General features: G+C 50.8%; 13 protein-coding genes and 2 pseudogenes. 3 read left to right on the forward strand and 12 right to left on the reverse strand.

From position 1 onward, the window contains the following. The 9 genes and pseudogenes from XI25_RS00005 to pdhA form a co-directional block, all read right to left on the reverse strand. The coding region (locus XI25_RS00005; RefSeq protein ID WP_046676801.1) for a helix-turn-helix domain-containing protein at positions 1-273 on the reverse strand (273 nt) is incomplete at its 3' end. A gap of 134 nt (positions 274-407) precedes the next feature. Beyond that, a pseudogene (locus XI25_RS00010) lies at positions 408-2,716 on the reverse strand (DNA topoisomerase 3). A gap of 135 nt (positions 2,717-2,851) precedes the next feature. Further along, positions 2,852-4,339 carry a glutamate synthase subunit beta gene (locus XI25_RS00015; RefSeq protein ID WP_046676802.1) on the reverse strand — a complete coding sequence of 496 codons (1,488 nt, stop codon included), beginning with the start codon at positions 4,337-4,339 and terminating at the stop codon, positions 2,852-2,854. Between the two features lie 315 nt (positions 4,340-4,654). Beyond that, positions 4,655-5,155 carry a dihydrofolate reductase gene (locus XI25_RS00020; RefSeq protein ID WP_082112153.1) on the reverse strand — a complete coding sequence of 167 codons (501 nt, stop codon included), beginning with the start codon at positions 5,153-5,155 and terminating at the stop codon, positions 4,655-4,657. A 62-nt stretch (positions 5,156-5,217) separates the two neighbouring features. Then, positions 5,218-6,012 (reverse strand): thymidylate synthase, encoded by a 795-nt coding sequence (thyA, locus tag XI25_RS00025; RefSeq protein ID WP_046676803.1) that lies wholly within the window; start codon positions 6,010-6,012, stop codon positions 5,218-5,220. A gap of 342 nt (positions 6,013-6,354) precedes the next feature. Then, positions 6,355-7,777 (reverse strand): annotated as a pseudogene (lpdA, locus tag XI25_RS00030) (dihydrolipoyl dehydrogenase). A 3-nt stretch (positions 7,778-7,780) separates the two neighbouring features. Further along, complete coding sequence (locus tag XI25_RS00035; RefSeq protein ID WP_046676804.1) at positions 7,781-9,100, reverse strand: dihydrolipoamide acetyltransferase family protein; 1,320 nt, start codon at positions 9,098-9,100, stop codon at positions 7,781-7,783. 30 nt (positions 9,101-9,130) lie between these two features. Further along, positions 9,131-10,108 carry an alpha-ketoacid dehydrogenase subunit beta gene (locus tag XI25_RS00040; RefSeq protein WP_046676805.1) on the reverse strand — a complete coding sequence of 326 codons (978 nt, stop codon included), beginning with the start codon at positions 10,106-10,108 and terminating at the stop codon, positions 9,131-9,133. A 161-nt stretch (positions 10,109-10,269) separates the two neighbouring features. After that, positions 10,270-11,337 (reverse strand): pyruvate dehydrogenase (acetyl-transferring) E1 component subunit alpha, encoded by a 1,068-nt coding sequence (pdhA, locus tag XI25_RS00045; RefSeq protein ID WP_046676869.1) that lies wholly within the window; start codon positions 11,335-11,337, stop codon positions 10,270-10,272. A 252-nt stretch (positions 11,338-11,589) separates the two neighbouring features. Between pdhA and XI25_RS00050 the strand changes: the two genes are divergently transcribed. Next, positions 11,590-12,321, forward strand: coding sequence for an alpha/beta hydrolase (locus XI25_RS00050; RefSeq protein WP_046676806.1), 732 nt, complete (start codon positions 11,590-11,592; stop codon positions 12,319-12,321). Positions 12,322-12,573: 252 nt separating this feature from the next. Here XI25_RS00050 and XI25_RS00055 read toward each other — a convergent pair whose 3' ends face one another. After that, positions 12,574-13,038 (reverse strand): low molecular weight protein-tyrosine-phosphatase, encoded by a 465-nt coding sequence (locus XI25_RS00055; protein WP_046676807.1) that lies wholly within the window; start codon positions 13,036-13,038, stop codon positions 12,574-12,576. Positions 13,039-13,105: 67 nt separating this feature from the next. Beyond that, positions 13,106-13,744, reverse strand: coding sequence for a trimeric intracellular cation channel family protein (locus tag XI25_RS00060; protein ID WP_046676870.1), 639 nt, complete (start codon positions 13,742-13,744; stop codon positions 13,106-13,108). A gap of 134 nt (positions 13,745-13,878) precedes the next feature. Between XI25_RS00060 and XI25_RS00065 the strand changes: the two genes are divergently transcribed. Together XI25_RS00065 and XI25_RS00070 are read left to right on the forward strand one after the other, a co-directional pair. Further along, on the forward strand, positions 13,879-14,523 hold the full coding sequence (locus tag XI25_RS00065) for a thiamine diphosphokinase (protein ID WP_046676808.1): 645 nt from the start codon (positions 13,879-13,881) through the stop codon (positions 14,521-14,523). A 254-nt stretch (positions 14,524-14,777) separates the two neighbouring features. Next, positions 14,778-15,278, forward strand: a complete 501-nt coding sequence (locus XI25_RS00070) for a C40 family peptidase (protein ID WP_046676809.1) — start codon at positions 14,778-14,780, stop codon at positions 15,276-15,278. Between the two features lie 293 nt (positions 15,279-15,571). Here the strand turns inward: XI25_RS00070 and XI25_RS00075 are convergent, their stop codons facing one another. Further along, positions 15,572-16,267, reverse strand: coding sequence for a response regulator transcription factor (locus tag XI25_RS00075; protein ID WP_046676810.1), 696 nt, complete (start codon positions 16,265-16,267; stop codon positions 15,572-15,574). Positions 16,268-16,299: the final 32 nt, after the last annotated feature.

The raw sequence follows: 16,299 nt of genomic DNA on the forward strand, positions 1-16,299 counted from the left end.
GGAGAAGTTCGAAAGGTTGAACAGAGCTGCGGTATCCATGAGGGAAGCGTTGAATTGAGCCATATGATTGAGTACGTCCAGTTTAAAGCTTGTCGGATAATTTGTATAGCCATTGGCAAAGGCAGACTCACCATGGATCTCGTAGAGCTTCAACCAATATTGAAACTGAGAGTTGGTAACGCCCATTTGATTTGCGTATTCCCTCTGTGAGAGAAGCGTAGGGTCATACGCGTGAATAATCGCCAGTTTACTATCCTTTGTAAATTTAGTCACAAAAAAACTGCACCTCCAATTGTTAGCGTGTGTCCAACAATTGGGGTGCAGTTCAACCTTCATCGGGGGACTGCCTTTTTTCATATCAAAAAATACAATTGACGATAATGCCTTAACGTCCTCAGGTTCCCGGTTTACGTGGGTGACGCTGAGCTTTCCCTTTCCACTCTCAGCTGTCCGCTTTCCGCTCCGCTTCGGACGATTCGTGCTTTAAAGGAACCGCCGCGGTCGTCCTTAAACGTGAGCAGCTGCGTTTTTCCGCTCGTCAACAGCGATTTCAGCATGGCATGCGAAATATTCTTGCCGGCAAATTCCTTCCAGATAACAAACTTGCAGCCCGATTTGAAATGCGAGCAGCCGTAGCCTTTACGGCCTTCGATGATTTGTCCGCCACAGCCGGTCACAGGGCATTCCCCCAGCAGAACCCGGGCTCCCTGAGCCTGGGAACCTGTACCCGAGTTTTCTCGGGAGGGGCTGCTGTTCCCGGGTCGCTCGGCTCCGGCAGTCGATGAACTCCGTGTACCGGATGCCGTACGCGTTCGGGCGCCGCCCGCTTTCTTCCCGGTTTTCCCCTCATCCCCGCCTCCGAACATGGAAGGCGGCGCAGGCCGCTGCGTGGATACTTTGTCGATGATGGACATCGTAAACCGCTGCACGTTTTTCATGAAAACATCCGCGGAAGCTTCCCCCTTGGATATTTGATGCAGGCGGCGTTCCCACTGGCCGGTCATTTCGGGCGATGCCAGAAGCTCCACGCCCGCATGGCGGATCAGCTCCACGGCAGACCGGCCCTTTTGGGTGATGGTGATCTTTTTGCCCTGCATCGTAATATAACCGACTTTTTTTTAGACGCTCGATCGTGGCTGCACGCGTGGCAGGCGTTCCGAGGCCGCTGTCCTTCATGGCGTCGCGCAGCTCGTCATCCTCGATATTTTTACCCGCGCTCTCCATCGCTTTCAGCAGCGTCCCCTCCGTGTAGCTTTTCGGGGGCTGGGTAGCTTTCTCTTTCACTTCGCTCTGCGTGCATGTGACCGGCTTGTCCGCCTGTACGTTGAAAGCACGGTCGTTCCATTCCTGGGTTTCGTCCTCTTCGTCTTCTCTGCCTTTTTTGGATGAAGCTTTGGAGGCTTTGCGCTCCTTGTCCTGCTGAATAAGCACCTTCCAGCCGAGTGACAGAAGTTCTTTTATGTTGGTCTTAAAGGTTTCTCCTTCCACCTCCGTTAACACGGTATGCTGCTTGTACATGGCAGGCGGGTAAAAGTGCGACAAAAACCGGAGGATGATCAGATCGTAAATATGCTGCTCTTCCTTGCTCAATGTTCCGGGACGCTTCAGCGTCGGGAGTATCGCATGGTGATCCTCCACCCGCTCCGGATTGCAGACCGATTTGTTGTTTTTGTGGACAAGCTTTGCGTCGGCACCTTCCGCCATGGTCGCATAAGAAGTCGATTTGAGCATGTGAAGCGCTTTATGCATGCCTTCGATGTTCTGCTCATTGACATAGTTGGAGTTCGTCCGGGGATAGGATATCACCTTATGGCGTTCGTACAGCCCCTGTGCAATATCCAGCGTCTTTTTTGGCCGAATATCCGTACTTGGCATTCGCCTCGCGCTGCAAAAGCGTCAGGTCGTACAGCTTGAAGGGATACTCCTTCGTTTCCTTGACCTCGTATTTCGTAATGTTTCCGCTCTTCCCTTTTACTTTGGCCGCAATCTCTTCCGACTTTTCTTTCGAGGTCAGGCGCTCTCCCTGCCAGGTTCCCGGATACTCCAGTTCGTCCTGAAGGAATTTCGCCTTCACGTCATAAAAGGTCTGCGACTCAAACGCCTCGATTTCCTTCTGCCGGTCGTAAATCAGCGCCAGCACCGGCGTCTGCACACGGCCTACGGACAGCAGGGTCTGATGCCGAGTCGTAAAAGCCCGAGAGGCATTCATTCCGATCAGCCAATCGGCTTCGCTTCGGGCGCGGGCCGCCAGAGTAAGATCTTCAAATTCCGATCCGTCCTTCAAACCGGCAAAACCTTTAGCAATACTTTCTGCAGTCAGGTCGGAAATCCATAGGCGCTTCACCGGCTGGCGGAGCTTTAGCTGCTGCTGGATCAAAGCGAATATGTACTGCCCTTCCCGCCCGGCGTCACACGCGTTGACGATCATATCGCAGCGTTTTGCAAGTTCACCTATCGTTTTCAACTGATCTTTTGTTTTCGGATTGGGTACGATTTTAAATTGTTCCGGTATGATCGGCAGATCCTTAATGTTCCACCGTTTGTACTTTGGATCATAAGCATCCGGCTCGGCCAGCCCGACAAGATGACCGATAGCCCATGTGATGATGTACTGTTCGCCTTCCAAGTAGGACCGGTTGTTCTTGGCCCGAGGTTCGATCACTGCGGCGATATTGCGCCCCATATCCGGTTTCTCGGCGATGACCAGCGTCTTCACGTAACCTCTCCTCCCCGAGTCCTTCCCCGGACGCAGGCAGGCCCGCCGCCGGAAAGGACTCCAAAAAAGGACTTCGCTAAAGGCGAAGTCCCTATCAACATAATATACAATTATAACATAGGATGCGGGCTTTTGTTAAACCAATACCGTACTCCCCATCAGATACTTATCCACTTCACGCGCAGCCTCGCGCCCTTCGTTGATGGCCCAAACGACCAGGCTCTGGCCCCGACGCATGTCGCCGGCGGCAAACACCTTATCCACATTGGTAGCGTACTTGCCGTAGCGGGCTTTCACATTGGAGCGACGGTCGCTTTCAAGTCCCAACTGATCGAGAATCGTCGACTCCGGTCCGTCAAAGCCGATGGCGATCAGCGCCAGCCGTGCAGGGAATACCCGCTCCGTGCCGGGAATCGGCCGGTAAATTTTACGGCCCGTCTCATCAACGATACGCTCAATTTGAATCGTGTGCAGCTCCTTCAGGTTTCCTTCCTCGTCCCCGACGAATTTGGTTGTCATGATCGAGAATTCGCGAGGGTCGCGTCCGAACAGCGCTTTGGCTTCCTCATGGGCATAGTCGAGCGTGTATACGTTCGGGAACTGCGGCCATGGGTTGGCAATCGGATCACGCTCCAACGGTGCCTGTTTGTGGGTACCGAACTGCGTAACGCTGCTGCAGCCATGACGCAGTGCCGTCGCTACGCAGTCCGAACCGGTGTCACCGCCTCCGATGACGATCACGTCCTTGTTCGCGGCTGAAATATAGTTACCGTCTTCAAGGCCGGAATCCAGGTAGCTCTTGATCGTTCCGTTCAAATAATCCATCGCGTAATGCACGCCTTTCAAATCGCTGCCTTCAATGTTGAACTGGCGCGGTTTTGTGGCGCCTCCGCACAGCACGACCGCGTCGTAATCGTCAACCAGCTGCTGTGCCGGTATATCCTTGCCGATTTCGGTGTTTACGATAAACTCGACGCCTTCGGCAGCCAGCAGGTCTACCCTCCGCTGAACGACAGCTTTATCCAGCTTCATGGAAGGGATGCCGTACATCAATAAGCCGCCGACCCGGTCGGCACGTTCAAATACCGTCACCGAATGGCCCGCCTTGTTCAGCTGAGCGGCAGCAGCAAGCCCGGCCGGGCCTGAACCGACGACAGCCACACGGCGCCCCGTGCGTTTCTCCGGTGGTTCCGGGACGACCCAGCCTTCCTCAAACCCCTTATCGATAATCGCCTGCTCGATCGTTTTGATCGTTACCGGCTGGCCGATCAGGCCGACGGTACAAGAGCCTTCGCAAGGAGCCGGACAGACGCGTCCCGTAAACTCCGGAAAGTTATTCGTTTTATGAAGCCGTTCCAATGCATCTCTCCATAAACCGCGATACACGAGATTGTTCCATTCTGGAATCAGATTGTGAACCGGACAGCCGGACGTGCCGCCGATCATGTCGATGCCGGTGTGGCAATAGGGCGTTCCGCAATCCATGCAGCGCGCTCCTTGGGTCTGAAGCTCTTCCTCTGCCATGTGTTTATGAAACTCTTCCCAGTCTTTGACCCGATCCGCCGGTTCCCGATCTGCCGGAAGCTGACGGTGATATTCCATAAATCCTGTTGGTGTTGACATACTGCTTTCCCCCATCCGTTCTCTTCATGCTGAGCAACTTGTATGATTGTACTTTTCATCATATCACAAATCAGGCGATTTCTATCGAAACATGGTGCTATAATGTGCCGTTTAGCTGATTCATTTTTTTCTATTTTAAGCTAAGAAAAACTTTTATCACCGCTTGTCTACAGCATTAACAAACACTTTACAGAGCTGAAGCGTAAAAACATCGTAGCATTTGTCGTTTCCCCTGATAAATGGATTATATATACAATCATTTGCACTTTCCTACAAATCAAACCTCAGCAAAAAGGATTCGGAGAGCTTACGCAGTTAAAGCCCCTTACGTTCAAAGATAACAAAACGATAGGAATAAGGATTGGCTTCATCCGTGATGCCTTGCTCTTCTTGAACGGGAGTCCACTCCTCCCAATTAATCTCGGGAAAGAATGTGTCTCCTTCAAACGATTCATCGATGAAGGTGACATACAGCCTGTCCGCCGCAGGCAGCATCTGTTCATAGATTTGCGAGCCTCCGATGACCATCAGCTCCTGATCGGCAGCATAGGGTTTGGCTTGCTCGATATCATGAATGACAATGCCCTCTTCAGATGTCAAAGTGAAGTTCCGATCACGGGTAAGCACGATATTTTTACGTTTCGGCAAAGGCTTGCCGCCAAAGGAATCCCAAGTCTTTCTCCCCATCAAAATGGTCTTGCCCATTGTTTTTTTCCCGAAAAAAAAGCCATATCCCGGGGCAGATGCCAAGGCATCGTGCCGCCCAGCCCGATTACCTGATTTTTTACCCATCGCCCATATCATCGAAATGCTCATTGGAACCCTTCCTTTCAACTACCGCGTGTTTTTTTTCTCCAACTCGACACCCGCATCCTTAATTAGACGGCAACGGTCGCTTTAATGGTCGGATGGTACTGATAGCCTTGAAATTCAAAATCCTCGAATTTGTAATCAAAGATACTGTCCGGCTTTCTCTTGATGACCAATTGAGGCAGCGGATACGGTTCGCGTCCGAGCTGGGTTTTCACTTGTTCCATATGATTCGAGTAAATATGGACATCCCCGCCGGACCAGATGAACTCTCCGGGCTCCAGTCCGCACTGCTGGGCCACCATATGGGTCAGGAGCGAATAACTGGCGATGTTGAACGGCAGCCCCAGGAAAGAGTCTACCGAGCGCATGGTGAGCATGCAGGACAGCTTTCCGCCGGCCACGTAAAATTGAAATACGAAATGGCAGGGCGGCAGTTTCATGTTGTCGATTTCCGCCACGTTCCAGGCGCTTACGATGTGACGCCGTGAGTCGGGATTGTTCTTGATGGACTCAATGACGCCTGCAATCTGGTCGATATGTCTGCCATCCGGCGTTTCCCAAGCACGCCACTGCGACCCGTATACCGGTCCCAAATCCCCGTTCTCGTCAGCCCACTCGTCCCAAATTCGGACGCCGTTTTCCTTTAGGTACCGGATGTTCGTTTCGCCGCTCAAAAACCATAAAAGCTCATGTACGACGGACTTCAAGTGAATTCTTTTAGTCGTTACCAAAGGAAAACCCTTGGACAGGTCGAACCGAAGCTGCCGCCCAAAAACGGACGTGGTTCCCGTTCCGGTCCTATCTTCTTTTTGGATTCCGTTATCTAAAATATCCTGCAGCAGTTCCAAGTAATTTTTCATAGGATTCTCCACCCTTACGTCTTTATTTCTGCATGTCAGCTAATAGTTTACCACACACCTCTGGGTGGCGGCATACAAAAAAAGGCGGCTCTGACATTTATGGATGGAAGGACATATATCCCTCCTCCCCATCCGACCGTCAATAATAAAAAAAACGTCTATCCACGCACTTTCTCAGAAGACAGACCGCGTTTAGCGGAAGTTTTTCTCGCGATATAAGGAAGCCGCATCTCCGAAGTTTATACTTTCTTTATCTTAAAAAAGACTGTTCACGGATCTCACGGACCCGGTGAACAGTCTCTTGGTTAATGACCGATAAGGTCAAAATGATGAAAAAGGATATTACTTGCGAGGCGCCATGACATGGATTGGGTGACCCAGAACAAGTTCGGCACCTTCAGCCACGATTTCGCCAAGCGTCGGGTGAGCATGGATCGTCAAAGCGATATCTTCGAGCGTAGCACCCATTTCGATCGCGAGACCCAGCTCGGCAATCAGGTTCGACGCTTCGATACCGGCGATGTGAGCTCCCAGCACGAGGCCGGTTTCTTCGTCGGCAACGATTTTCACGAAACCGTCAGGGCTGTTCAGGGACAAAGCACGGCCGTTGCCCGCAAACGGGAACTTGGCGGATTTGGCTTTGTAACCTTGTTCTTTCGCTTGAGCTTCCGTCATCCCTACGCTGGAGCATTCAGGATCCGTGAAGGCTACCGCCGGTACCACTTTGTAATCCACAACGGATGGAAGACCAGCGATCGCTTCGGCAGCGACTTTGCCTTCGTAAGAAGCTTTGTGGGCCAAGGCCGGACCAGGAACGATGTCGCCAATCGCGAAGATGTGCGGGTGGTTCGTGCGTCCTTGATGGTCAACCTTGATCAGGCCGCGATCGGTCATTTCGATGTTGATCAGGTCAAGACCGAGCTCTCCGTCCGTGTTCGGACGACGGCCGACGGTTACAAGCAGGTAATCGGCAGTGATTTCCTTGCTTTCGCCGTTAATGGTATATTTCACGGTTACGTCTTTATCCGTTTGCTCCGCGCTTTCCGCTTTCGCGTTCGTGATGATGTCAACGCCGGTTTTTTGCATGTTTTTCGCAACCAGCTTCGTCATGTCCGGATCGAAACCGTTGAGGATGGAGTCGAGTCCTTCCAGAATGGTTACTTTCGTTCCGAATTTGGAGAACATTTGACCAAGCTCTGCGCCGATGTAGCCGCCGCCGATCACGACGAGACTCTTAGGCAGCTCCTGAAGGTCCAATGCTTCCGTGGACGAAAGGATGCGTCCGCCAAACGGGAATGCTTTCAGTTCGATTGGACGGGAACCTGTGGCGATGATGCAGTTTTTGAAACGGTAACGAGGGGATTCGTGCTCATTGAACACGCGAGCCTCATTTTCGTTGATGAACATGCATTCGCCGCTGAATACTTCAACTTTGTTGCCTTTCAGAAGAGCGCCAACGCCGCCGGTCAATTTTTTTAACCACGCCGTTTTTGAACTCTTGGGTTTTTGCGAAATCAACGGTTACGTCGCCTACGTTAACACCAAATGCGTTCGCATGTTTTGCGGATTCAAAAGAATGCGCAGCGGAGATCAAAGCCTTGGAAGGGATACATCCTCGGTTCAAGCAAACGCCGCCGACTTCGGATTTGTCTACGATCAGAACCTTTTGACCCAGCTGGGCGGCACGAATTGCCGCCACATAACCGCCGGGACCTGCACCAATGACTAGTGTGTCGATATCAAGAGAAGCGTCTCCTACTACCATGTGTTACACCTCCATAACAAGCAGCTCAGGGTTGGCGAGCAGCTGTTTAATGTAATTCATAAAGTTTTGAGCGGTTGCTCCGTCGATGATGCGGTGGTCAAAGCTCAAGGAAAGAGCCATAACCGGTGCAGCCACGATTTCGCCGTTCTTCACGACCGGTTTCTCGGAAATGCGTCCGGTACCCAGAATCGCAACTTCAGGGAAGTTGATGATCGGAGTAAAGAACATGCCGCCGGCGGAACCGATGTTCGTGATGGAAATGGTGGAGCCTTTCATTTCGTTCGCGCTCAGTTTGCCTTCACGTCCGCGACCGGCAAGGTCACGAATGCTGTCGGCGATCATCCAGATGCTCTTACGGTCAGCGTCTTTAATGACAGGCACGATCAGACCGTTATCCGTGTCGGTAGCGATCCCGATGTTGTAGTATTTTTTGTATACGATCTCGTTGTTCTCTTCGTCGATCATCGCGTTCAAAGCAGGGAATTGACGGCAAGCCGCAACCAGCGCTTTAACGATGAACGGCAGGTAAGTCACTTTTGTGCCTTTCTTCTCGGCGATCGGTTTCATGCGCGTGCGGAAAGCAACCAGCTCGGTTACGTCCACTTCGTCCATGATCGTAACGTGAGGAGCGGTATAAGCGGATTTAACCATCGCGTTGGAGATCGCTTTGCGGATACCTTTAAACGGCACGCGCTCTTCTTCGGCGCGAGGATCCACGGCTGCGGTTGCTGCTGCAGGAGCCGCCGGGGTTTCTGCAGCCGCTTGAGCCGCAGGAGCCGCCGCTTGGCCTCCGCCGTTTTTGAATGCTTCCACATCTTCGCGGGTGATTTTTCCGTTGTTGCCGGAGCCTTGAACTTGGGAAAGATCAACGCCTTGCTCGCGGGCAAATTTGCGTACGCTTGGTGTAGCCAGCACGTCTTTGTTAGGAGCTGCCGGTGCGGATGCGCCGCCTGCTTCGCCTTGCTTCGCATCTGCAGGAGCGTCTTTCGCAGGAGAAGCTTGGGTATCCGCGCTGCCTTTCGCTGCGTCAGCTTCTTGTGCGGTCTGCTCTTCAGCGTGGCCTTCCTGTTCCGGAATGTCGCCCTCGGCGTCGATGATCGCTACAACTTCGCCAACGCGGCATACTTGACCGTCTTTGGCAAAAACTTCTTGAACCGTACCGTTTACGGGACAAGGAACTTCCACGACAGCCTTGTCGTTTTGGACTTCCATGATGATGTCGTCGTCTGTTACTTTGTCGCCCGGCTTGATGTGCATTTTGATGATTTCACCTTCATGCAGACCTTCACCCAGCTCTGGAAAACGATATTCGAATTTTGCCAACTGTAAAACCTCCCTAGATATTTACTGCAATTAAAATTCCATTACTTTATTCACTGCCGCGATGATGCGGGCAGGGGTTGGCAGCCAGGCATCCTCGATTTGCGCAAAAGCATATACCGTATCCGGAGCCGTTACGCGAAGGACGGGAGCTTCGAGGTGCAGAATGGCTTTCTCGTTAATTTGGGCAATAACCTCAGCGGCTACACCCGCGGATTTTTGAGCTTCCTGAACCACGATCGCACGATTGGTTTTCTTGACGGATTCCACGATGGTGTCGATATCGATCGGAGCAACGGTGCGCAGGTCGATGATCTCGGCTTTGATGCCTTGTTTTTCAAGCTCTTCCGCCGCTTTTGTCGCCGTATGCACCATAAGGCCGTAAGCGATGATGGTCACGTCGGAGCCTTCGCGGACAACGTTCGCTTTGCCGATCTCGACCGTGTACTCCCCTTCCGGCACTTCCGCGCGGAAAGCATGGTAAAGGTTCAGGTGCTCCATGAAAAATACCGGGTCATTATCGCGGATCGCAGAAATGAGAAGCCCTTTCGCATCATAAGGATTGGACGGTACTACGACTTTAATACCCGGACTTTGGGCAATCAAACCTTCCAGGGCATCCGTATGCAATTCCGCCGCTTTGACGCCGCCGCCGAAAGGCGTACGGAATACGATTGGCGCGTTATAGCGTCCGCCTGAACGGTAACGCATGCGGGCCGCTTGAATAACGATTTGGTCGAGGGCTTCAAAAATAAATCCGACGAATTGAATCTCCGCGATCGGGCGGAACCCTTGAATACCGAGACCTACGGCCATGCCGCCGATTGCGGACTCGGCCAGCGGCGTATCGAATACCCGCTCATCCCCGAATTCTTTTTGCAAACCCTCGGTTACCCGGAAAACACCGCCGACATTACCAACGTCTTCACCGAAGATGACAACGTTCGGGTCACGGTTCAATTCCACGCGCATCGCGTCGCGAATCGCTTCTTTCATGTTCATTTGTGCCATTGCTTCATTTCCTCCTTAGACATAACAGATCACATATGCTTGGCAGTTAAACCGTATCGTTTAATAAAAGCAGGACTCCGTTCAAAGCCCACGGTCCTGAACGGCTTTGCCGCTTCATCAAGACCGTATCCGAAGCAGTTCCCGGAAAACAGGAACCGATTTTATTGGAAGTCGGCTTTTTGCTCTTCAAGATGTTTCGGGGTTTGCTCGAACATGCTGTCCAACAGACCGGGAACGGTCATTTTTTCGGTTTGTTCGGCTTTCTTGATTTGCTCGTTGACTTTTGCTTTTGCTTCGTCTTTTACGCGAGCCGTATCTTCGTCAGTCCAAAGACCTTTCTTCTCGAGGTATTTGGCAAGACGGGCAATCGGATCCTTCTCGTTCCATTGTCCTTCTTCTTCTTTTGTACGGTATTTCGTAGCGTCGTCGGACAGGGAGTGAGGACGGAAACGGTACGTTACCGCTTCGATCAGGGTCGCGCCCTCGCCGTTGCGTCCGCGTTCAGCAGCGTCCTGAACGGCTTTGATAACGGCCATAACATCCATGCCGTCCACTTTCACGCCTTTAATGCCGGCGGCAACCGCTTTGTGGGCGATGGAAAGCGCGGCAGTCTGTTTTTCGAACGGAGTCGTAATGGCATATCCGTTATTTTGCACGAAGAAAATGACCGGCAGCTTGTAAACGCCCGCGAAGTTCAGGCCTTCGTAGAAGTCGCCCTCGGAGGAACCGCCGTCACCCGTGTACGTAATAACCACTTGCTTTTGTTTTTTCAGCTTGTAGCCCATAGCAATACCCATCGCGTGCAGGATTTGGGCACCGATGATGATTTGGGGCATCAATACATTCACGCCGTCAGGGATTTGACCGCCGTGTTGATGTCCACGGGAATAAAGGAATGCCTGGTAAAGAGGAAGTCCGTGCCAAACGAGCTGCGGCATGTCGCGATATCCTGGGCAAACGAAGTCCTCTTTTTGAAGTGCGAATTCGCTGCCGACCATCGTTGCTTCCTGGCCGGACACCGGAGCATAGAAACCGAGACGTCCTTGACGGCCGAGGTTAACGGCACGATCGTCCCATGTGCGGGTAAATACCATGCGGTACATAATTTCTTTCAAATCTTCATCTGTAAGTTTCGGCATAAGATCTTGATTCACGATTTCGCCGTCCGGGGAAAGTACGGATAATGTTTCGACTTCCTCGGTGTATACTTCGTAAGCAACCTTGGTCATTTTCTTCACCTCAATAAATATTTGAATATCAAGCTCCGCTGTTATAGAATTATTATACACCTGTTCTATTCCATTCGTCAAAGAAATGCTGAACAAATTTCATTTTTCTTTGCTTTTGTATGTATAACAGGTTTTGAAAATTAATATAACAGCGTCGCAGATTTAACAATGTCAGCGACTTTTGTCACCGTAACAGGTCATCTCAGCATGTTGTTGGCGATTTTCCAAAACGAACGAGAAAGGTGAGATTCGATGACGGATCAACGTCTAATGAAGCGAACGATCGTAAAAGAAGAAATTCAGAGCAACTATTTAAAGGAGCCCCGGACCCTTCGCATTTATCTTCCTCCCGGATATAACGAAATCCTCAGCTACCCTGTCGTGTACTGTCAGGACGGTGAAGAGTTTTTCAATTTCGGAAGGATTGCAACATGGGCCAACCAGCTGATCCTTGAGGAAGGCGTTGAGCCGTTCATCATTGTTGGCGTTGAAGTGAACACGAAAGTGCGAACGGAAGAGTATGCTCCTTTCGGAAACCGTTTTGACGCATACCTTTCCTGCTTTGCCGAAGAAATTATTCCCTATATTGAACAAAAGTATCCTGTCCGGAGAGAAACCTCTGAACGGATCCTTGCTGGGGATTCTCTTGGCGGCAGCGTTTCGGTTCATTTAGCTCTGCGTTACCCTGAGCTGTTTACGCGCATTATCAGCCTGTCCGGCGCTTTTTACGAGCAGTCCCAACATATTATCGCCCTCGAAACGGATTTGTCCTGGATGAATATTTTCATGATCGTCGGTCTTCAAGAGGACAGCTACACCACGGACACGGGAGTTTATAACTTTGTTGAGCTGAACCGGAAAACAAAACAGCTGTTTGAGGAACGCGGGGCTACCGTACATTATGAAGAGAAGGACGGCCGCCATATTTGGGGCTTCTGGCAGAAGGAGCTGCCTTCCGCCCTTATGTACTTCTTCCAGCATTGATCCCCTATCCCCTGCAAAAAAAAGATGAACAATCGCGCACTTTTTGAAAATATAAGAAAGTATAAGGTTTATTTTATACTCGGCTTATATTTCATGCAGAAACGCTATCGCTATCCTTCCTATTAGAAGGACATCGAAGTCGTTTCTGCTTGTGGAATGTGCTTTTGTTCATCTTTTATTCAACCGCTAAACTGCATGCGCTTTCATTCATCTTCAAAAGGAAAAGCGGCGAAAACCGCTTGTCCGTCTAAATTATAACTTTTCTTTGGCAATCCTGTCCAGCAGGACGTCGCAGCCCGCATCAATCAATCGGTAGACTTCATCGAAATTTCCGGTAAAATACGGATCCGGAACCTGCCGCTGCTTTTCATTCGGCAGAAGATCCATGAATTTAATGATATCGGCATCTTCCCCGCCCGAAAGTTTCCGCAGGTTTTCAACGTTCGAGTCATCCATGGCCACCACAACATCGAAGTCGGAAAAATCCCGGCTCTGAACTTGTCTTGCAGCAACTCCCTCGTAGCTAATATGCCAGCTGTCGAGTATCTTGCGGGTGCCTTCATGGGGAACCTTGCCGATATGCCAGTCGCCGGTCCCTGCCGAGTCCACTCTAATATTACCGCTTAATCCTCTCTGCGCAATTTTGTGCCGCAACACCGCTTCAGCCATCGGCGAGCGGCATATGTTGCCAAGGCAGACAAAAAGGACGGAGATCATTTGCTTCATTCCCTTCTTCGTAGAGACTTTTGAAAAAAATCAACGAATTCCATCAGGAGCAGAACGCTTACAAGGAAACGTTCTTGCCGTGGCTCGGGGACTCTGCCGACAGCAAACGCCTCGGCAACCGCCATTTGTAGTGAACGGACAGCATTCTGAAAACGACAACCAAAACGAACAGCGTCAGCAGCTGCCAAGTGGATTTCGTAATCCCGAGCCCGATGGCTGCTCCGGCGGCCATCGCCCAAACGGCATATATTTCGTCCCGAAGAACAAGCGGCTTGCGCCCGGCAAGCAGGTCCCTGATAATCCCGCCTCCGATCCCCGTCATCGCCGCGGCTACAATCACTGCACTCATCGGGTGATTCATTTGGGTGGCATAGATCCCTCCCTGTAATGCAAAAGCCGACAATCCGATCGCATCGAAAAGAGCTTCGGTTCTTTTCCAGTGTTTAATCCAGGCCATTGGAAGCACGAAAGCAACAAATACGGAGACAATGGCAAGAAGTATCAAATCCCCTTGACTCCAAAGCGTTGTAACCGGGACACCGATCAGGACGTTCCGGATAATCCCGCCCCCAAAGGCCGTTACCAGCCCCAGCACAACGATGCCTAAAATATCATACTCCTCTTCCATGGCAACAAAAGCGCCCGACATGGCAAAAGCAACCGTGCCGATAATACTGAACAGATCAAACACATGCACGTCCAAAATGTCTATCCTCCGCTCCTTATCTTTTTGCTTATCCCATTTTATCCGCGCGTGCCGAAATTGTGCAAGCACAAAAACTGCTCTATACTGATATAAAATGACAACTAAGCCATTAAGGAGGAAATCATATGAAATCCACGCGGATTTTAATCTTTACTGGCGGTGACCTCTCTCCTCGTTTATTAGATGAAATCAAGAAAGATGATTATATAATCGGCGCTGACCGGGGCGCTCTTTTTCTGATCGAACACGGGATTAAGCCGCACGCTTCCGTCGGTGACTTTGACTCCATTTCCGAGGAGCAACTGGAGCAAGTCGCGGCCGTGAGCGGAAGTATAGTAAGATGCGATCCGGTTAACAAAGATTTAACCGACACCGAGCTCGCCTTCGATCTGGCTATTGAAAGAACCCCCGAAGAAATCATGCTTCTTGGCGGGACTGGAACCCGCATGGACCATACCCTTGCGAACATTCATATGCTGCTGAGGGGAGTTCAGCATCACATCCGCTGCTCCATGCTGGATTCATATAATTACATTACGCTGACAGGTACGAGCTGTACCGTTGAAGACAGGGGATTTACCTATGTGTCCCTTCTGCCCTTGACTCCGGAAGTGACCGGTATTGAGCTTGAGGGATTTCAGTATCCCCTTCATAACGCAACCTTAAAAATCGGACAATCCCTGGGGATAAGCAACCGATTGTCAGGCAATAAAGGCACCGTTAAAATTGAAGGCGGATTACTGCTCATAATTCAGAGTAAGGATCGATAATTATTACGTTTTCGTCATTATTACCGTAAATTTTTTTGAAAGCGAAAAGCCCTCGGCACACAAGGGTTTTTCGCTTTTTTTGCATATCGGAAACACGGATTTCTTAATTTTTTGTAACTTTTAATTGTAATTTAATATTACGCTTTCATTCCTTGCCAGCCGCCGTATCCAGCATTTTTTTCCAAATTATGCGTGGTTTCAAATCTGTTATACTCGGTTCAGCGAAAGACAAAACAACTTGGAGGTACTACATCATGACTAAACAGACTTGGATCAAGAAAGCCGTAATCATCAGCCTGAGCGCTGCGATGGGAATGGGAACGCTTTTGGCGGTTTCTCCGGCTGACCGGGTGGAAGCGGCCGCAACCACTACCAAAGGACAACAAGTCGTTAAATTCGGCAAAAAATATATGGGTACACCTTATGATTTCGGTGCTTCGACAAGCACAACCAGAGTATTTGACTGCTCTTCTTTCATGAAACACATCTTTAAGAAATACGGGGTGAACCTGCCTCGTACATCTGCCGCCCAATCCAAAGTCGGCGTGGCGGTATCCAAAGCAAACCTTCGTCCCGGAGACATGGTGTTCTTCTCCAGCGGCAGCCGCGCCAACGGCAGAAACGTAACTCACGTGGCGATCTATGCCGGCGACGGTAAAATCCTTCACACGTATGGCAAGCCGGGCGTGACGATTTCCAAACTGAATTCCGGCACTTGGAAAAGAACTTACCTGAAAGCGCGCCGCGTCCTGTAGTTGAAAATAATTAAAACGGAGCTGTCCCAAATGTAGATGCTCTCTACTGCGGGACAGCTCTTTTTTTTCGTGCGATAAAGCGCGGAGATCGCGAGCTAAACCGAATCGCCCTTGCCTTCGCTTCTTACGTACCCATCTGATCGGATTATGGGGCATGGGAAAGCCCATAGCGCTACCTGTCGCTTTAATTAAAAAAAGCCCGAAGCAGGAATCGCCGAAAATTCAAAACATGCAGATGGGGCACCCCAAGCCAATCGACCCTTGGGATTGTTCTACGTTTTTAACACTCCGAATCAAGCATCGGTTTCCGGCGGCTTCAGCATATATCCCGCCCCCCTCACCGTACGGATCAGCTTCCATTTGTGTCCCCGGTCCAATTTTTCTCGAAGATGAAGGATATAAACATCCACCACATTGGTTCCTGTATGAAAGTCGAAATCCCAAACATGCATTAAAATTTCATCCCTGGAACAGACTTCATTGCGCCTCTGGGTCAAATACAGCAGCAACTCATATTCCCTTTGCGTTAATTCTATGGCCTTGCCCCCCCGGCTCACCTGTCTGCTAGGGGGATCGATCGTCAAATCGCCAATCTCGATCTTCTGATCCTTCTGCCTTCCGCCCATTTCAAACAATAGAAGCAGCTTCCCTACGCGGGCCGCAACCTCCCGTTCATCCGCTTCCGGGGATATATAATCATGGGCCCCCGCTTCCAGCGACGCGGCCGCTTCTTCGGAACCGTCATTTCCCAGCACAATGAGAGGCAGCCCTTGCCTTTCTGTCTGTATGGTGTGGAGAAGATCAAAATCATTCATCCCTTGAAGCCGGCTGTCCACGATGACCATATCCAATGATTTCTGCCGAGCATAGGATAAGGCGGAATCCATGTGATCCGTTTGGATTACGGTATATCCGGCCTTTTCGAGCCAGCCGGTTATTCTTTCAGCCCGTTCTTGATCGGAGACTGCAAACATGATCGACCTATCCATAGGGATTCCCCCACTTTCGCATTGAAGTCACC

Source organism: Paenibacillus sp. DMB20 (assembly GCF_000987955.1).
Classification (GTDB): Bacteria; Bacillota; Bacilli; order Paenibacillales; family Paenibacillaceae; genus Paenibacillus_AQ.